General features: G+C 43.4%; 15 protein-coding genes. 6 read left to right on the top strand and 9 right to left on the bottom strand.

What is annotated here, in order from left to right; genetic code table 11:
• Positions 1-91: 91 nt before the first annotated feature.
• The gene (locus MKX41_RS00705) at positions 92-1,354 is read left to right on the top strand and encodes a TraB/GumN family protein (protein WP_340968136.1); all 1,263 of its coding nucleotides are present in this window, start codon (positions 92-94) and stop codon (positions 1,352-1,354) included.
• A 318-nt stretch (positions 1,355-1,672) separates the two neighbouring features.
• Here the strand turns inward: MKX41_RS00705 and MKX41_RS00700 are convergent, their stop codons facing one another.
• Positions 1,673-2,959, bottom strand: coding sequence for a Gfo/Idh/MocA family protein (locus MKX41_RS00700; protein WP_042186001.1), 1,287 nt, complete (start codon positions 2,957-2,959; stop codon positions 1,673-1,675).
• 146 nt (positions 2,960-3,105) lie between these two features.
• Here MKX41_RS00700 and MKX41_RS00695 point away from each other — a divergent pair, with 146 nt between their 5' ends.
• On the top strand, positions 3,106-3,933 hold the full coding sequence (locus tag MKX41_RS00695; protein ID WP_042186000.1) for a helix-turn-helix transcriptional regulator: 828 nt from the start codon (positions 3,106-3,108) through the stop codon (positions 3,931-3,933).
• A gap of 3 nt (positions 3,934-3,936) precedes the next feature.
• Here the strand turns inward: MKX41_RS00695 and MKX41_RS00690 are convergent, their stop codons facing one another.
• Genes MKX41_RS00690 through MKX41_RS00675 form a run of 4 tightly spaced genes read right to left on the bottom strand, consistent with a single transcriptional unit; the run spans position 3,937 to position 8,286 of the window.
• The gene (locus tag MKX41_RS00690) at positions 3,937-4,365 is read right to left on the bottom strand and encodes an RbsD/FucU family protein (RefSeq protein WP_340968132.1); all 429 of its coding nucleotides are present in this window, start codon (positions 4,363-4,365) and stop codon (positions 3,937-3,939) included.
• Positions 4,366-4,377: 12 nt separating this feature from the next.
• Positions 4,378-5,028: a class II aldolase/adducin family protein gene (locus tag MKX41_RS00685; protein WP_340968131.1), complete on the bottom strand. Its 651-nt coding sequence runs from the start codon at positions 5,026-5,028 to the stop codon at positions 4,378-4,380.
• Between the two features lie 18 nt (positions 5,029-5,046).
• Positions 5,047-6,489, bottom strand: coding sequence for a rhamnulokinase (locus MKX41_RS00680; RefSeq protein WP_340968130.1), 1,443 nt, complete (start codon positions 6,487-6,489; stop codon positions 5,047-5,049).
• 30 nt (positions 6,490-6,519) lie between these two features.
• Entirely contained in the window at positions 6,520-8,286 is a 1,767-nt protein-coding gene (locus MKX41_RS00675) for an L-fucose isomerase (protein ID WP_339801738.1), read from the bottom strand.
• A 238-nt stretch (positions 8,287-8,524) separates the two neighbouring features.
• Here MKX41_RS00675 and MKX41_RS00670 point away from each other — a divergent pair, with 238 nt between their 5' ends.
• A complete protein-coding gene (locus MKX41_RS00670) occupies positions 8,525-9,295 on the top strand; it encodes a DeoR/GlpR family DNA-binding transcription regulator (RefSeq protein ID WP_340968128.1) in 771 nt (256 codons plus the stop codon).
• 43 nt (positions 9,296-9,338) lie between these two features.
• On the opposite strand, the gene MKX41_RS00665 is transcribed toward MKX41_RS00670, so the two are convergent.
• Complete coding sequence (locus MKX41_RS00665) at positions 9,339-10,007, bottom strand: SGNH/GDSL hydrolase family protein (protein WP_076284308.1); 669 nt, start codon at positions 10,005-10,007, stop codon at positions 9,339-9,341.
• A 109-nt stretch (positions 10,008-10,116) separates the two neighbouring features.
• Here MKX41_RS00665 and MKX41_RS00660 point away from each other — a divergent pair, with 109 nt between their 5' ends.
• Positions 10,117-11,091, top strand: coding sequence for an aldo/keto reductase family protein (locus tag MKX41_RS00660; protein ID WP_340968126.1), 975 nt, complete (start codon positions 10,117-10,119; stop codon positions 11,089-11,091).
• A 59-nt stretch (positions 11,092-11,150) separates the two neighbouring features.
• Here MKX41_RS00660 and MKX41_RS00655 read toward each other — a convergent pair whose 3' ends face one another.
• Entirely contained in the window at positions 11,151-13,826 is a 2,676-nt protein-coding gene (locus MKX41_RS00655) for a YhgE/Pip domain-containing protein (RefSeq protein WP_340968125.1), read from the bottom strand.
• Between the two features lie 235 nt (positions 13,827-14,061).
• Here MKX41_RS00655 and MKX41_RS00650 point away from each other — a divergent pair, with 235 nt between their 5' ends.
• Positions 14,062-14,589: a hypothetical protein gene (locus MKX41_RS00650; protein ID WP_149647879.1), complete on the top strand. Its 528-nt coding sequence runs from the start codon at positions 14,062-14,064 to the stop codon at positions 14,587-14,589.
• Between the two features lie 93 nt (positions 14,590-14,682).
• Here MKX41_RS00650 and MKX41_RS00645 read toward each other — a convergent pair whose 3' ends face one another.
• Positions 14,683-15,642 carry a glycoside hydrolase family 43 protein gene (locus tag MKX41_RS00645; protein ID WP_339246059.1) on the bottom strand — a complete coding sequence of 320 codons (960 nt, stop codon included), beginning with the start codon at positions 15,640-15,642 and terminating at the stop codon, positions 14,683-14,685.
• 12 nt (positions 15,643-15,654) lie between these two features.
• Entirely contained in the window at positions 15,655-16,920 is a 1,266-nt protein-coding gene (locus MKX41_RS00640) for a glycoside hydrolase family 27 protein (protein ID WP_445671301.1), read from the bottom strand.
• A 326-nt stretch (positions 16,921-17,246) separates the two neighbouring features.
• Between MKX41_RS00640 and MKX41_RS00635 the strand changes: the two genes are divergently transcribed.
• Positions 17,247-18,203, top strand: coding sequence for an ArsR/SmtB family transcription factor (locus MKX41_RS00635; RefSeq protein WP_339246058.1), 957 nt, complete (start codon positions 17,247-17,249; stop codon positions 18,201-18,203).
• Positions 18,204-18,308 lie beyond the last annotated feature (105 nt).

The following is an 18,308-nucleotide window of genomic DNA, read 5'->3' as shown; positions in this document are numbered from 1 at the left end:
AACAAAACGTATAACTATTTATGGAAAAATACGTTAAAATCAGAAAGTGACTTACAACTTTCATTTTTTTTAGAAACGGAGTGTCCTATTAATGAAAAAGCTAGGTGCATTATTTTTATCCATTTTCATGGTTATGTCTGTCTTTACCACTGCCCATGCGGCTGAAAAGCCTGTCGGTGTGTGGATTGATGGAACAGAAGTAAAGTTAGGAAATTCTAACCCTGTTGTAGAAAAAGGAACTACCTTGGTTCCTATGCGTCCACTCCTAGAGAAGCTTAATGTAAATATGAATTGGAATAAAAAGACCCAAACCGTAACGGGGACCAAAAATGGACTAGCCCTCTCTCTGACTATCGGCAGCACCACAGCAACGGTAAACGGGGAGAAGAAAAAACTAGAGGTGGCTCCTAAAACCATCAACAATGTCACCTATGTTCCTGTCCGCTTTATCGGTGAAACGATCGGCTATAAAGTAGAATGGAACGCGGCGCAGCGCACCATCACCTTTGTAGCTAATAACGAGGCTGCAGGGAGCACCGGATTCTTATGGAAAGTGGAGAACAACGGTAATACCGTCTATCTACTTGGCTCTATCCATGTGGCTAACGACAAAATGTACCCGCTACGCACGGAAATTGAAGCTGCTTTTGAAGCGTCTCAATATCTCGGGGTCGAAGTTGACTTAACAAAGGTTGATCAAACGGAGATGCAAAAGTTCCTTACGGAGAAAGGTTCTTATACAGATGGGACCAAGCTCAAGGATCACGTATCCGCTGATACCTATAACAAAGTTGTTGCGCTTCTGAAAGCGAATGGTCTTGCAGGAAATGCATTCGATTCCTATAAGCCATGGGTCGTTACTCAAGGTATCTCAAGCCTACAAATGCAAACAACAGATTATACACCGGATACGGGTATCGACCTATATTTCACACAGAAGGCAGGCAAACTGAATAAACCTATCATTGAATTGGAAAATATGCAATCGCAGCTGAACATGTTCAATCAATTCTCAGATGGATTGCAAGAAAAGCTTCTCCTTGATACACTCGATAGCCTCAAGCAAACGGACAAAGCTGCAGCAACGGCTTCGCTGGATGCATTATCCCAAATGTGGATGCAGGGGGATGAACAATCACTCGTAGCTATGACACAAGCAGTCGCTAAGGAGCCAGAATACTATAAGGGTCTCGTTTCGGATCGGAATGCCAACATGGTGAAGCATGTAAAAGAGTATTTGAATAGTGATAAAAAAGCGACTTATCTTGTCGTTGTTGGTGCACTACACATGCTGGGTGATGATGGCATTGTGACTCAATTGCAAAAAGACGGCTTTAACGTCGTCAAACAATAAATACTAGTGTCAAAATAAATACTAGTGTCAAAATAAATAAGGCTGTCTCTTAGTCATCTACAATGACTTTGAGGCAGCCTTTTATTTTTACTTTTTTAGCTCAATCTAAAAATAGTAGTTAACTTGACGTGAAGACAGAGCGGAGGGGTGGAGGGATTCTGGAGAAACGCCAGTGTTCGCCTTTAAAGACCCATTTCAACTGCTAATCTTTCTACTATTCAGAAATTGGGCTTTAACAGCGATCGTAAGAACCCTCCACTCCGCAGCGGTTTATTCACAAACAGGCTACTACTATTTTTGGTTTTGAGCTTTTTCCTTCTACCACTTGATTAACTGATCCACCTTCACCGGAAGTCCTGTAGCGATCGAACGATTAGCCGCAATCCCGGTCATAATAGACAATGCCCCATCCACATGGGAAGCTGCACGATTAAACCGATCCTCCACAGGTCGTTCAAAAATATCACGAAGCATGACCGGATCTCCGCCCCCATGTCCCCCAACGCCTTCTTCAATTTCAACTTCATAAGGCGGCGCAAAATGAGGGAATACAGTGATTTGCTTGTCCTTTAGTGCCCCTTCATCTTCTTTCTTCCCCCCGGCGTTTACATAGGACTGTTCAACAACCTTAACTTCCATCCGCCCCTTCGTCCCATTAAATACTACAATGAAGCCTTCCCAAGGCAAATAAGCATTAAGTGAATAGTTCATAATCGTCTTGTTTTTGTATTTGACCATGACTGCCATCGTATCCTCAATGCTGATATTATCACCGAATACACTTTGATCTCGCAGGTACCCATCTTCATGCTCGGCATCCAGATACATTTGCTTAAGCTGCTCGTTGTCTTTTAGATGAAGCGCAAAGGGATCATTTTCCGCTGCACTACTACCATGGGCACGCTGATAAAACTCTGTCACCCCGCGCTTCTCCGCATTCTCTCTGCCATAGAACCTTAAATCTCCCATGGCATAGACCGTATCCGGACGAGAGCCCAACCAGAAATTCATCAAATCGAAATGATGTGTTGATTTATGAACCAACAGCCCTCCGCTGTTCCGTTTATCCCGATGCCATCTGCGGAAGTAATCCGCCCCATGCTGTGTATTTAGCAGCCACTCAAAATTAACGGATAACACTTCTCCAATCGCCCCATCCATGATCAATTCACGGATTTTGGTATTGTGCGGGGCATAGCGGTAATTGAACGTAACACGCAGTTTTTTCCCCGTCTGCTCAATCGCTTCAAGAATTTCCTGACATTTCTCTTCGTCTACCGTCATTGGTTTCTCCGAAATCACATCACAGCCAAGCTCCATCGCCCGGATAATATAATGGTGATGTGTGCGGTCAATACTCGTAACGATAACTACATCCGGCTTAGTCTCTTCAATCATACGATCAAACTCATGAGCTTTATAAGTAGGAACCGCATGATACTGATATTTCCCTTTCAGTAATCGATTCGCATAATCCATTCTTGCCCCATTCACATCGCAAAAGCCTACAATTTCTGAAGTTTCACGATAATTCGTAGTTATCTCACCATAGAAGAACTCCGCTCGGCCACCGGTACCTACGAATACATATTTCTTCTTCGACACAAGGATCACTCCATCGCTATTGATTTTGATGCCGTTTCTTCTTATAGTTTATAGTATAAAATACATTCAAATCTAAGCGATTATTAGCAAAAATAGCGAAAACTTTGCATATATTAGCTTCATTATCTGAAAGGGGCAAATCTACAATGGAACAGGAGCTAGAACCTCCATTTATCATTGAACAAATCAAAAGAGCCGGCCCATTCAGCATGGATTCCGACCATTATCACGATACATATGAAATTTATTATTTACTCGCAGGTGAGCGCAGCTATTATATCAACAATCTGATTTATACCTTACGCAAAGGTGATCTGATATTTATTAACAAAAATGAACTCCATCGCACCACTTCTAAGGGCTCAGTACGCCATGAGCGAATATTGATTAACTTTGAGGAGGACTTTCTGCAAAAAACGTTGGCGAACTACGACCTAAGTATTCCTTTTTTAACTACACAAAGCTTACTTCTGCGTCCCGGAGTACATGAACAAGGAGCCATCGAATCTATCCTCTTCTCCATGCTAAAAGAACAAGAAGAACATCGATCACAGCAAATCCCCTATCTTCAGACACTGCTCATCCAGTTATTTATTGAAATGAACAGAGTACAAGAAATAAGCCGCGAGCCCATCGCTCCTGAGAGCAGTGAGAAGCAGCTTAAAGTCTACGAAATGATCGATTATTTACAGGCACATTATGTTGAAAAGCTTACATTAGAGCAGCTATCCGAAACTTTTTTCATCAGCAGTACCTATCTTTGCCGTTTATTCAAACAGACCACTGGCTTCACCATTGTTGAATATCTAAACTACATTCGGATCAAGGAAGCCCAACGACTCTTGCAGAGCACTAACACTAAAGTCACTGCCATTGCAGAGAATACAGGCTTTGACAGCATCGCCCACTTTGGGCGGGTATTTAAGCAAATCGCGAAATGCTCACCTCTGCAATACCGCAAGCAGAATCGCTGATCATCAGGCCTTGATTACACCTTTTTTGATAATAATATTTCCATAAAGTGCTTCTTCACCTGTGACTACAACAGCATAACTTTGCTTAGAACGATTGTAGAAATCAAACCGCTCCTCATATTTAATCGTCGCTTCAGCGTCATGTTTGGCGATTATCGACTCGTACGTGGACCAGATCACCGGCACCGTAGGATCTCCCTCAATCACAGCCATAAACGCCACCTGATGTTCCACATAATGATCTAGGGGCAGCAGTTCCAATATTGCATCCAAAAGATCAGGTATCCCAATACCATCATATCTTAGTACTTTTGAGTTTAAGGAGTGTCCTGGATAATTAGCATCTGCCAGTACAAGCTCATCACCATGACCCATTTCCATCATCACACGTACCAGTTCCGGAGATAGTAGCTTAGGAATTTTTTTCAACATCCAAGCACCTCATTACTTCCCATAAAAAGATCTCAAAGCAACCAGCTCATCAATCCGATGCTGTGGCAGCTCTCTCTCTCCGTCAATCATACGTGTAATAAAGGTAATCTTGGCTGTATATTCGAGTCTCTCCATATTCAGATAAGCCTCCATAACATCCGTTCCCCAAGTAAGTGCTCCGTGATTTTCGAGCAGGACTGCTGTTTTTTTGCCAAGGAAAGGCATCAGTGAGTCCGGGATTTCTTCTGTTGAAGGTGTTCCGTATTCCGCCAAAGGAATATCCCCGATCATGATAACCGACTCTGGCATCATCATTTTATCGAGCGCCTCACCTTTAATGGCAAAAGCGGTAGCATACGGGGGATGTGCATGAACCACACCATTCATCTCAGGTAGCTCATTATAAATTCTCAAATGCATTTTGGTTTCCGTTGAAGGTCTGTATCCTTCCGCCGCTTCAAGAACTTCACCTTGCAAGTTTACTTTTACAATCATATGTGGCTCTAAATATCCCTTGCTAACCGCTCTGGGGGTAGTGAGAATTTCATACTCTGATAACCGTGCTGAAATATTCCCATCATTGGCGGCAATGAAATCTTTATTAAACAAATTTCTGCCAATATCACAAATCTGCGAACGTAGTTTTTGTTCCAAGTTATCCATAAGTTCTCTCCTCGTATCCTATTTTTTAGAGTTTTTCACCAAAGAAGGCTGGTATGTCTTAAAGGTAAAAGATCGTGCCACGAACTCTTTCGCCTTAGAAACTTCCAATTTCCCCAGGGCAGCCAGCTGGACAATGATATTGCCAATTCCGCTGGCCTCCACTGGCCCTGCAACGACTTCTCTACCCGTAGCATCAGCGGTGAGCTGGCATAATAGCTCATTTTGAATCCCACCGCCAACCATATGAATGATAGTGATGGTCTTGCCGGTGATCTCTTCCATTTCTTCAATCGTTCTACAGTATGATTGCGCAAGGCTCTCAAGGATAACGCGTATAAACTCAGCTTTCGTATTAGGCGACTGTTGCCCCGTTCGCTCACAATATTCCTGAATCCGCTGCATCATCACACCAGGTGTGCTGAAAAGCTGGTCATTCGGGTCAATGATCGCTGGCGCCCCATTAATCGTTTGGGCTAATTCAACCATTTCACTTTGACTAAAATTCTCTCCTGCTTTCGCCCAATTCCTTTGGAGCTCCTGTAGAATCCATAGTCCCGTTGTGTTTTTTAGCAAACGATTAGAATTACCGTAGCAACGTTCATTTGTGAAACCATATTCATAGCTTTTCTCTGAAATGACCGGCTCAGGCGTCTCCATACCAACCAACGACCACGTACCACAGCTTAAAAATGCTGCTTCATCCTTACGAGTATAAGGGATCGAAGCTACTGCTGAAGCCGTGTCATGTGAAGCGCCGGCTATCACTTTCATCGGGCCTATATTAAGCTCCTCTTGAATAATCGGAAGGATAGATCCAATAACTGTTCCCGCATGAACCTGTTGTGGAACTAGACTACTCGGAATCCCAAGCCTGTTAAATAATTCAGAGGAGAGCTCTCCCGTTACATCCACTAAGCCGCTTGTACTCCAGATCGTGCTTTCTGCTGCTTTTATACCAGAAAACAGGTAATGAAATAGATCTGGCATCATTAAAATCGTATCCGCGGTCTCCATAAGAGAATCATTATCCTGAAAATCAGAGAACAGCTGATAAAGTGTATTAATCACACTTGGCTGAAGACCGGTCATACGGAATTGCTCTGCCGGTGACAGTAACGCTTCCAATTTGAGACGGTGAACCTCCATCCTCCGGTCCCTGTAATGATGGGGGGGATAGAGCATCATTCCTCTTTTATCAATAAACCCGTAGTCAACTCCCCATGTATCCACACTTAATGACGTCAATTCTCCATGTTGCCTAAAGGCTTTTTGAACCCCTTGCTTCATTTCATGGAAGAGCCTTAGAGTATCCCAATATAAATGCCCGTTGACCTGTACCGGCGTATTCTCAAACCGATGAATTTCTTCCATTTGCAGCTTATCGCCATCATATATCCCCAGCATAACTCTTCCGGAACTGGCGCCGAGATCTATGGCTAGAAGCTTAATCGTATCATCCATTGTTCACCTCACCTGCTTCACAGGAAGATTTTAATAGAGGGGTCCAAAGTTCTGACATGCTCTGTAATCTGCTCCTTCCAGATCTTCGGTACCAAATAACGACCATACCCGAGGTCTAAAAATACGTGATTCCTCAACGTTATGCATGCTGACCGGAATGCGTAGAATAGACGCCAGCGTAATCAAATCCGCTCCAATATGCCCATAACTGATCGCTCCATGATTTGCGCCCCAATTATTCATGACATCATACACTGATTGGAAAGAACCACTATTGGTTAACTTAGGCGCAAACCAGGTAGTTGGCCAAGTCGGATCTGTTCTTTGATCCAGTGTATGATGAACATCTTCAGGCAGCTCAACCGTGTGACCCTCTACAAGCTGAAGAACAGGTCCAAGCCCTTTAACCAAGTTCATCCGTGCCATAGTAACTGGCATCCCGCCTTTAGTTAAATAATCCGTAGAGAAGCCGCCCCCGCGGAAATATTCTTGAGAAGCCGGGCGGAATTGGGTATGGCTCAAACATGCTTCTACCTCATCCTCCGAAATTTCCCAAAAAGGTTTAATCGCAGGTTTACCGTCTATCGTCTGCTCACCCGTGCCATCCAGAGCAGCCGAACCCGAGTTGATCAAGTGAAGTATTCCGTGTGCTGCCTCACCTTCCAATTGATGACCCGTTACTCGCTTAACTGCATCTGGACTCCAAAAGGTTCGAACATCCGCAAAAATTTGTGCAGTATTCGTAAGCAAATAATTGAACAGCATCGTTACTCCGTTCAGGCTATCATTCTCTGTCGCTACGATATAAGGTGTACGTTTGCCATTCCAGTCAAAAGAGGAGTTCAGTATCGTTTCCATGAAATCCCCATTAGGAAAATGATCTGTCCATTGGCGCTGACCTTGGAACCCACCCACAATCGCATTATGACCGTTGGCCTCTTCCTCAAAGCCCAGCTCAGCGAGAACAGGATTTCCGATCATCAGATCACGGGCGATCAATGTCATTTTCACACAAGTCTCCCACTGCTTCTCTTTCTCATCATCACTTATTTGCAGATGCTTCGGATTATTATCGGCACCAACTTGGCAGTTTTCTTTGGTCCACGCGAGTGCTCGCTTATATTCCTCTTTATCATAAATTTCCTCTTCAAAGCGGCGTACATATTCTGACATATCTATATATTCATTACGCATTCCCAGATACTCTTGGAAGAACTGTTCATTCACAATCGATCCAGCAATCCCCATCGAAACAGAACCCATTGATAAATAGGATTTCCCTCTCATTTGAGCGACAGCCAACCCAGCTTTGGCGAACTGCAGCAATTTAGTCTGCACATCCGCTGGAATCTCCTCACTGCTAGACTCCTGAACATCCTCACCATAGATACCAAACGCCGGAATTCCTTTTTGTGCATAAGCAGAGAGAACAGCAGCTAGATATACCGCACCTGGGCGTTCCGTTCCGTTAAATCCCCAAACCGCATGTGGGATTGAGGCATCCATATCCATCGTTTCAGAACCATAACACCAGCAAGGGGTCACAGTAATCGATACGCCAACATTAGCCCCAGCAAATTTCTGAGCCGCAGCAGCAGCTTCTTTAACACCACCAATCGTAGAATCGGCAATGATGCACTCTACGGGGCGGCCATCCGGATAAAATAAGTTCTCTTCAATAAACTTAGCTACCCGCTGAGCCATACCCATGGTTTGAGCTTCTAACGATTCGCGAACCCCTCTTCTTCTGCCATCAATGGTCGGGCGGATGCCAATTTTCGGATAGTTTTCTATCACTGCTGTTCCTCCTCAAGATCATCTTAGTATCATCGGTAATGGACCTATTTCTCCTTCATCATAAAATATGGAAACGCTTTAGTCAACATAAAACAACATATTTATAGATAAATTATGTGGTTTTATGTGGTATTAATATTATTATACTGTGGTATTATGTGAATATGAGGTTATTTCTTTGATTTATACAACAATGTAGTAAACTAGGAAGTAGATGATGATAGAGGTGAGTGAACGGATGAAAGCATTTGAACGGCGGGATCTAATCATTAATGAGCTGTATAGACAAAAGAAAGTCCATGTCGCTCAGCTGGCGCAACAATTCAATGTCTCGGAAGAGACCATTCGGCGGGATCTGGATAAACTGGACAAGGAAGGACTTGCCAAGAAAAATTATGGCGGGGCAATCCTTAATGCCCACACGAATGAGGACCCTCCCTATGTGAGTAGACATCAGGTAAATATAGAGGCCAAACGTACGATAGCTGATCATGTCCTCCAATTAATTAATGATGGGGACAGTTTGGTGACGGATACGAGTTCAACAGTTTTTGAGGCTTTACGGAGAATTATAGAGGAGAAAAACAATCTGACGATTATTACGAATTCTTTGGTTGTATTATCCGAATTTCAACATTCTGGGCAAAAGCTAATTTCTACTGGTGGAATACTAGGCCCCGAGACTAGCTCCTTCGTTGGACATACCGCCTCACAGACTATTCAAAAATATAATGTGGACGTAGCCATATTCAGCTGTAAAGCGTTGTCTATGACTGGTGGGCTCAGCGATTCGAATGAAGAAGAAAGTGAATTGAAGATTCTCATGCAACAGCAGGCGAATAAAGTAGTTCTGCTCGCAGATCACTCTAAGTTCGACAGGACTGCGTTCATTAAATTATTTAGTTTCGATCGAGTGGATTATATCGTTACAGACGAGAAGCCTTCTGAGGAATGGATCGAGTTTCTGAATAACTATCATATATCTCTTATCTATGCACCCGCTGAGTAATCAGTAGGTGCATAAATAAAGATAAGGGGGCATCTTTATTTCACTAGTCGTTTAAAAGACCACTTTTCTCTACGATCTTCAGCCACTCCCCAGCAATCAGATCATGCCCAGCCGCTGTCGGGTGAACGCCGTCCCACAGCCAGTAGGCTGCATCTATTCTACGAGTACCTGCATCAAATGCTTCCTGTAAAGGAACAAACACAGCATTAAATTCCTCTGCAAGCTGCTTAACAACACCCTGATAATGAGTAATCCGCTCTTTCCATTCGTCCCATTGTTCTGCCGGAGCTCCGGTATTTAGAATAAAAGGCTCACACAAGACCAGCTTCGTTTGCGGAAGTACTTCCCCAGTTTCTTCAAGCACATGACGGTACGCACGTTCAAAACGGTCCGTTATACCACTTGGTTCCCCTTTCATTGTTCTCCAAAGATCATTAACACCAATTAAAATACTGATGATATTCGGCTGAAGGTAAATCGCATCCTCATTCCAGCGTGCATATAAATCGGAGATCCGATCCCCACTAATTCCACGGTTATAGAACACGAGATTCTGCTCAGCCCGTTCGTTGCCTAGCTTACCGCCAATGATATATGCATAGCTATGTCCTAGAATATGATTGGGATCTTCATCACGACCACGGTTTCCATCCGTAATAGAATCACCCTGAAACAAAATCACTTTTTTAGCTTTAGAAGTTGGAATAGTCATTACTACGATTCATCTCCTTGATCTCGTCTTTTACATGAAACATTCAAGTTGAATGTTCCATAGGATACAAGTAAAGTTAACATATACAACTCAAGGAGGGAAGAAAATAATGAAATACAGAAGACTAGGCAATTCAGGACTAAAAGTCAGTGAAATCGGCTTAGGCAGCTGGCTTACATATGGAACAGCAGCAGAGCAAAAGGCAGCAGACGCCTGCATCAGCAAAGCTTTTGAATGCGGTATCAATTTCTTTGATACTGCTAATGCTTATAACCGTGGTGAAGGCGAAAAAGCAATGGGCGCTGCTCTTCGCGCCTATGAAAGATCATCTTATGTGCTGAGTACAAAGGTATTCTTCCCCATGGGGGATGATGTGAATAATCGCGGTTTGTCACGCAAGCACATCATGGAGCAATGCGAAGCTAGCCTTCGCCGTTTAGGAACCGATTATATTGATGTTTATTTTTGTCATCGCTTTGACAGAGAGACGCCTGTGGAGGAAACTTTACGCGCGCTGGACGACCTAACTGCACAAGGTAAAATTCTGTATTCAGCAGTGAGCGAATGGAGCGCAGCTCAAATTTCTGACGCCACCGGCATTTCACGCAGACTAAATTTGCGTCCGCTTATTTCCAATCAGCCTATCTATAACATGTTCGAACGTTACATTGAAGATGAGGTACTTGAGGTCTCTCAGCGTGAGGGCCTGGGACAAGTGGTCTTTTCCCCACTCGCCCAAGGCATTCTGACAGGTAAATACAAACCTGGACAACAGCCTCCGTCAGGAACCCGCGCAGCTGATGATTCGGTAAATGGCGTCATTCGCAGCTACTTCCGCGATGATGTACTGACTGTTGTCGGACAGCTGGATGAACTAGCTAACAGTCTTGATTTGAAGCTGTCGCAACTAGCGTTAGCTTGGACCCTACGGCAACCTGGTGTAAGTTCTGCAATTATTGGGGCCAGTAAGCCGGCGCAGGTGGAAGAGAACGCCCAAGCTGTTGATGCCGTTCTATCTCTAGATACATTGGAGAGAATTGAAGAGATTCTAAAGCCGGTAGCCGATTTCGCTCCAGCGAGATAATCTAAAAGAGGTTGTACCAAAAGCCACAGCAATTGGCTTAGGTACAACCTCTTTTTTTCTTAAGAAATCAATTTGGATTCTTCGGCTTGTTCAGCCGCCTTTTCGATATAACGCTCCAGCGGCTTCTTGAGCGTTAGCGCCAGTAAGAGTGCTATTACACCGAATAGGATCAAATAAAGACAATCGCGAATCGCCACTTCCGGCAGAATCCCCCCTACCGCCTCCCGCATCAAACTAATCGCATAAGTAAATGGCATAAACGGATTCAATATTTGAAAGAAATGACCTGTTGTACTGATTGGAAACGTACCGCCAGAGCTTGAGAATTGAAGCACCATGAATACGATTGCTATCCCCTTCCCAACATTGCCGAATACGGAGACAAGGGTAAAAACAATCGTCACGAATACGATACTAATTAATACTGCAAAAAGGACAAACCACACCTTGCCCACCACATAACATTTCAGAATAAAGATATTACCAAGTACAGCCACCAACGCTTGCAGAATCCCAACCGTAAGAAACGTCAGCAAACGTCCAAAATACAATTGATACCGTTTGTACACAATTCCCTCAGTATCCACTCCCGTTCGGAGAAGTGAGATTAGGAGTGTGCCACCTACCCATAAGGAAAGTACAACATAAAAAGGAGTCATAGCCGAACCATAATTCGGAATAGGATATAACTTATTCTCTTTTAATACTACCGGATTGGCTAAAAAATCACTTTTGCTCTTAATATCCCCTCCGATCAGCTCAGCAATCTCTCCCAGATCCACCTCATCTTTGATCTGACGGATGGTAGCTGCCGCTTTACGAATCGAATCTTCCAGTATCGGAAGATCATTTCGCACCATATCCGCTGCGACCGCTACTCCCTTATCCGCACGGGGGAGACCTGTACGTATCAGATCAGAAATCTGGTGCACCCGTTCCTCGACAGCCGGCAGATCCTGACGGACGAAATTTGCAGCTTGTTGTATTTTTTCTCCTGCAACAGGCAAGCTGCTCTGAATTAGTGGAAGTGTATCGCGAACAAAAGTACCAAAGCTCTGTGTCTTATCTGCGACACCGCTAGCTGCTGTATATACCGCTTCACGAATAGCTGGTAAGTCCTGCTGTAGACTAGCCAAGCTTGATTGTCCGAACTCAATTGCTGCCATAGTCTCCTCAAGCAGGGTACCCAGCGCCGATAGACGATCCGGAACTTGATCCAGGGCAGTGGCTGTAGTCTCAGCAGCAGTGGATATTTGCTCTAATGTATTTTTTATAGCAGGGATAGTTGCCGCTTCATATTCGGAAATAAGCTTCGAAATGGCTACGTTCCCTTCGCCAGATTTAAGACCCAATTGCTTAACATTACTCGGATCAGGCTGACCCTCATTTTGTAGATCCGTCGCCAGTGAGTTTACCAAAGAAGTCTGTCTGCTCAAGGCATTGTTTACAGCCTTCAAGGTGCCAATCTCAGCATTAGTTACTGTTCCTGGTGAGAATGTATTCAGTGCCGATAACAAAGAAAGCGTATGATCCATCACGTTACTTCCCGACACCAGCTGAGCGGAAACTGACTCAAGTTGCTCGCGTACCGCTTGCGGGTCAAGATCTTCTCCCTGCAGCAGTTCAGCAAGCTGAACTACTGCGTTCTCCGTATTTTGCAGCAGGTATATATTTTGTTTGAGGGCGGCAGGTACCGCTTCAAATGCAGCATTACTCTTCTCTAAGAACTGTTGAAGCTCTAGAACAAAATCATTTCCAGCAGTTACAATTTTGTCGGCCTTAGGTAGCGCAGTTAGAGCAGTGTTAACAACTTTATTTGCTTCCGCAAGACCTTCCGACGCCTTGTCCATGATTTGTTCCACTTCTCCAAAATGATTATCAAGTTGAACGATTAGCTGTGCTGCTTGTTCAATTTTGGGTAGCTTATCCTGCAGCTCCCCTAAATGATCTGCAACATTGGCAATTTGAGGCCAATGTTCAGCTATTTTTTCTAAAGCCAATCCCGCCTTTTCCACCTCAGGCAGCTTATTCTCCAGCTTAGAGATACGCGTTGCCGATGCATGAATTTGCGGCCATTGCTCCTCAATTTTCAATACATATTGGCCTGCCGTTTCAATCTCGGGGAGACTTGCCTCTAACTTAAACAACCCTTTTTCAACCTTGCGTATAATAGGCAATTCAGATTGGAATTTTGAATCAATTTGCTTTAAAGCCGTAAATACGGTTTCGCTAATGGTTTCCGTAAAATTCTCACTGATCTGTGTTGTAATTGAAGAGGCACCTTTATCTGTGATTTTAGGGGCAATCGCATTTATCTTCTCATTGACGGTATATTCAATCTCTGGTTTCACGATCCTGCCTTCGAGGATTCCTGTCATTCTTTTGGAGAAATCAGCAGGGATAACAATACTAGCATAATAATCTCCACGCTTCACACCGTTATGCGCAGCTTCTGCATCTACGAAGGTCCAGCCTAAGCTTTTATTATTCCGAAGACTTTCCATGACATCATTGCCGATATTGAAGCTCTTATCCTTCACAGTGGTCCCTTCATCCAAACTGGTTACAGCAATCTTAATACCAGAGGTATTACTGTAGGGATCCCACACCGCCGCAACGTTAAACCAATCATACACAGAAGGTAACACCACCAAAGCAGCGATCAGGAACACGGCCACAGGAACCTTAAATACGTTGCGCCAGTCGTTCCTATAAATCCGTAGTATTCCACCCATTCGTTGCTCCCCCTAATCTGTATGTTTTGACATTTTAATATGCCCGAGGAGACAAACTTTTACTATCATTTTTAGTGGATTCATGACCGGCATCGTTTTTCAGAAATATTTTAAAAAAATTGCAACAAAACCTGCTCGTTTAACGTAATAGAAGTATATAGCCCGTTTAGGAAAAAACGTAGCGGGTAATAAGATATATACAACCTTTTTACATATCTCAAGGGGGAGATTTCTAATGTTTAAGAAAAAGTCAGCGTATGTGTTACCGGTTGTTGTTCTATTGTTTCTTTCCCTAATTACTACTGCTAGTACCGTTGGAACACGAGTAGATGCGCAAGATAGTGGCAAGACTCAGCAACAGACGGTATATATCCATACTATTCAATCCGAGAATGGCAAGCTTTCCATTACAGCCGATGAAATAAACTGGTATCAGGGTGCTGATGCTGACCGAATCTTTGCTGAGAGAGACCCAGAAGGTGCAGCAGAAATTGGCGGAGCTCCAGACGGATATTATGTTGTTAATGATGTTGATACACTGACAACCTATCCGATCGCGGATAACGCAAAAGTCACCATGCAGATCTTTGATCACACTGGTAACATTGAGGACTTAGACATTCAGTGGAACGAAGCCGTTACCTTACAGCAATTTATCGATCAATTTAATAAAACGGATATTTTCGATCTAAGCCAGTTCCCTTATCACCTTACGATTCAGGACGGCGTAATCACCTCCATCGTGCAACAATATATACCTTAAGCAGCAACACGTAACATATGAAAAAGAGGGTTACCCAGCGGCCATTTACGTGGCTAATGAGTAACCCTCTTTTTTTTGCAAAACGGATTGTTTTTATTGCGCATCCCTAACAGGAACTCCAAAATTCGGCGTGCCATCTTCATTCCAATGGAAGACCTGAGCACGAGTATGACGGTTTGGATCATAAAGAGGATCGCCAGTAATTTCTTTATAATTGCGGCAGTGGTAGATGAGCACATCTTCCCCATTTTCATTGACTGTAAAGCTATTATGACCTGGACCGAATTGTCCATTTTCTTCATTCGTTTGGAATACTGGATTTGGTAGTTTAGTCCATGAAGCTGCCTCCAGAAGTTCGCTGTCTTCATCCGCTACTAAAAGTCCCATGCAATAATTGAAGTCTGTAGCACTCGCCGAGAAGCTGATAAAGATACGACCATTTCGTTTCAGTACTGCTGCGCCTTCGTTTACTTTGTACCCAATAATTTCCCAGTCATGCTCTGGAGTAGCAATCATAGTCTGAGGACCTGTGAGTGTCCACGGATTGCTCATTTCAGAAATATACAGATTAGAATTACCCTCAATATTCAGGTCCTTCTGAGCCCATACGTAGTACAGTTTTCCTTTATGCTGAAACGTTGTCGCATCCAAAGCGAACGATTCCCAAGCAGTCTTCACTTGACCTTTTTCTACCCATGTTCCTTCTAAGGGATCAGCAGATGCATTCTCGAGCGCAAACATACGGTGATCGAACAAACCATCCGTCGTCTCCGTAGTCCGTGCTGCAGCAAAGTAAATGTACCATTTTCCGTCTATGTAATGAATTTCCGGCGCCCAAATGTTAGCACTAAGTGGCCCCGTCTCATACTTGCGCCATGCTACAACTGGTTCTGCAGTAGTTAATCCTTCGATGGTTGTCGATCTTCTTACTTCGATCCGGTCGTATTCTGGAACAGAAGCTGTGAAATAATAATATCCATCCGTATGTTTATATACCCATGGATCAGCACGTTGCTCCACCAATGGGTTGTTGTACTCTCTACTCGTATCCATAATCTCTCTCCTCTATAAAAGCTTTAACAATGCAGAACCATGCGGTGGAAGAACCTGCGCAACCCCTTCATTAGTAACTTCCAGGTCATGGCTTTGCCACAGATTACGTATCGTTTTTGGAACTGAAACATTTAGCTTTTGGAACGATACCTGGAGTGTCGACTCTTTGTCACTGAGATTAAACAACGCTACATAGTGGTTACCTTGTTCATCCTCAGAAGTCCAGATCGCATACTCTTCGTTCCGCTCTACTTGTCTACCACCCTTACCAAAATGATGCAGATGAAGCACTTCCCTATTGGTTAACAAAGATAATGTCCACTCATCATTGTCTCTAAGCTCTCCCCCGAACATTAAAGGCGAACGGAAAATAGTCCAGAGCGTCATCATGGTAACCTGTTCGTCAGGAGTAAACCTTGTAAATCGGTCTCCCCCGCCATCAACGGAACGAATCCCAAGATGACCTAGCGGGAGCATATCACAGTCTGGCCAATGGCCTGGCTGAACGTAAGGAGCCCATTTTTCGCAGCGCTCGAACATTCCACGCAGCAAATGCCAATGATCCCAATAATCGTCGGTCATTCTCCACAGGTTAGCATGTTCAGCTAAGTGTTCAGCCTCTTCTACCGGAGCAGGTCCAGGTGAAAGACTAAGCACCATTTCACGACCACAGCGGTCGATAGCCTTACGGATCATGGCAACTTCGTCTTTGTGGTATCCATAAATACGTGAAGCGGCAATATCATCCACCTTCACATAATCTACACCCCAACTGGAATACAGCTGGAAGAGAGAATCATAGTAAGCCTGACTGCCTTCTTTAGAAGCATTTACTCCATACATATCTGTATTCCACGGACATATAGAATTGGGATGTGCGATATCATGTGCGGTTTGTTCAGAATCTAGAATGGAACTTGCCGCATGAACGGCCTGTCGAGGGATTCCACGCATAATATGGATGCCGAATTTCAACCCTAATCCATGCACATATTCAGCGAGTGGGGCAAATCCTTTGCCTCCCTTTGCGGAAGGAAAACGATTTTCTGCTGGTTGAAGTCTGGAATACTCGTCCATGACCAACGGTACAAAGTTACGATATTGCGAAGAGTTCGCTCCAGGCTCATACCACTGAATATCCACAACAACATATTCCCAGCCAAATTCCTTCAAATGAGCAGCCATATATTCGGCGTTGCCTCTTACCTCTTCTTCATTAACACTAGCTCCGTAACAGTCCCAGCTATTCCAGCCCATTGGGGGCGTTGCAGCTAACATAATGATTTTCACGTCCTTTTCTAAGACTTTCAGTTTAAAAATAGCATAGACAAAAAGACTTGTAAACACATTTATTTAAACCTTTTAATACTTTTATAAAATAAATATTGAAAATAACATGATTCCGGTTTAAAACCATCTTATTTCGTGAATTAGTTTCATTAATTTTTAAATTAAATTAGATTAAATGCAAAAACAGGAAAAAAACTCCCTTATTTTTATCATTCTACAAAATAAGGAAGGATGCTTTATTTATATGCTATATTAGTTTATAATTTCATAAAACAGTATTCATTTATGACCATTTGGAAGAAGGTATTGATAAAATGATCTATATTAAAGATTTAATGAGTGGTCTTGAAATATTCAAGGCGCTTAGTTCTGAAATCAGAATCCTCATACTCGAACTTTTAGCTACCAATCAAGCACTGAATCTGAATGAAATTGCCAAGAAGCTGAACCTCAGCAATGGCGCAATCACGATGCATATTAAAAAGTTAGAAGAAAGCGGTCTCATCGAGATAAACACATCCGTGGGTAAACACGGTATTCAGAAGGTCTGCTATTTAAATAAGGATAAGCTTATTGTTGATCTTCGCAGCAAGGATGTTGATAATCTCTACGAAGTAGAAATCCAAGTAGGACATTATAGCAACTATCAGGCTGTTCCGACCTGCGGACTTGCTACCAAAGACAGCATTATCGGCGACTTCGACGAACCCCGTTATTTCGCTGATCCTCAGCGGATTGAATCCGAGATCATTTGGATGGCTGAAGGCTTTCTCGAGTATAGAATTCCGAACTATCTTAAAGCTAATCAAACGTTCCGCGAAATCCAATTCTCGATGGAGATTGGCTCTGAGGCCCCTGGATCTAACGATAACTATCCCTCCGATCTTTATTTCTACTTAAATGGAATTGAAATCGGCTACTGGACTAGTCCTGGAGATTTCGGAGACACGCGTGGAACGTTTAATCCAGACTGGTGGCCTCCACATTTAAACCAATATGGTATGCTCAAACTGATCCGTATCAATAATGAAGGTAGCTTTATTGACGGTTGCCGAATTTCTGACGTGACCCTGGATGATATTAAGCTTGATTACAAGAGCGAGCTTACTTTCCGGATAGCCGTAACGGACAAGCCTGTAAACAAACGCGGGCTCACCATTTACGGCAAACATTTCGGCAACTATAGCCAGGACTTACTGGCGCGTGTACTATATGATGTTCATGAAGTTGAAATTGGCGCTTCTCGTACTGCCGTTACCTTATCAGAGTAAAACATTCCCTAAACAAAAAGACCTTAGAACCAGCAATAACTGGTCTAAGGTCTTCTTTTTCTTTGTATATTTTTTTGAGTTTGACTCATAATAACCTTGTCTCCC

The organism is Paenibacillus sp. FSL R5-0475 (genome assembly GCF_038004585.1).
Lineage (GTDB): Bacteria > Bacillota > Bacilli > Paenibacillales > Paenibacillaceae > Paenibacillus_AQ.
Note: the sequence above shows the minus strand (reverse complement) of the source record. Positions and strands in the feature narration are given on the sequence as shown.

Bases quoted from the DNA above. Each gene is read 5' to 3' on its own strand.
- MKX41_RS00705 (WP_340968136.1), top strand. From the start codon at position 92: ATGAAAAAGCTAGGTGCATTATTTTTATCCATTTTCATGGTTATGTCT.
- MKX41_RS00695 (WP_042186000.1), top strand. From the start codon at position 3,106: ATGGAACAGGAGCTAGAACCTCCATTTATCATTGAACAAATCAAAAGA.
- MKX41_RS00690 (WP_340968132.1), bottom strand. From the start codon at position 4,365: ATGTTGAAAAAAATTCCTAAGCTACTATCTCCGGAACTGGTACGTGTG.
- MKX41_RS00685 (WP_340968131.1), bottom strand. From the start codon at position 5,028: ATGGATAACTTGGAACAAAAACTACGTTCGCAGATTTGTGATATTGGC.
- MKX41_RS00680 (WP_340968130.1), bottom strand. From the start codon at position 6,489: ATGGATGATACGATTAAGCTTCTAGCCATAGATCTCGGCGCCAGTTCC.
- MKX41_RS00670 (WP_340968128.1), top strand. From the start codon at position 8,525: ATGAAAGCATTTGAACGGCGGGATCTAATCATTAATGAGCTGTATAGA.
- MKX41_RS00665 (WP_076284308.1), bottom strand. From the start codon at position 10,007: ATGACTATTCCAACTTCTAAAGCTAAAAAAGTGATTTTGTTTCAGGGT.
- MKX41_RS00660 (WP_340968126.1), top strand. From the start codon at position 10,117: ATGAAATACAGAAGACTAGGCAATTCAGGACTAAAAGTCAGTGAAATC.
- MKX41_RS00655 (WP_340968125.1), bottom strand. From the start codon at position 13,826: ATGGGTGGAATACTACGGATTTATAGGAACGACTGGCGCAACGTATTT.
- MKX41_RS00650 (WP_149647879.1), top strand. From the start codon at position 14,062: ATGTTTAAGAAAAAGTCAGCGTATGTGTTACCGGTTGTTGTTCTATTG.
- MKX41_RS00645 (WP_339246059.1), bottom strand. From the start codon at position 15,642: ATGGATACGAGTAGAGAGTACAACAACCCATTGGTGGAGCAACGTGCT.
- MKX41_RS00640 (WP_445671301.1), bottom strand. From the start codon at position 16,920: ATGTTAGCTGCAACGCCCCCAATGGGCTGGAATAGCTGGGACTGTTAC.
- MKX41_RS00635 (WP_339246058.1), top strand. From the start codon at position 17,247: ATGATCTATATTAAAGATTTAATGAGTGGTCTTGAAATATTCAAGGCG.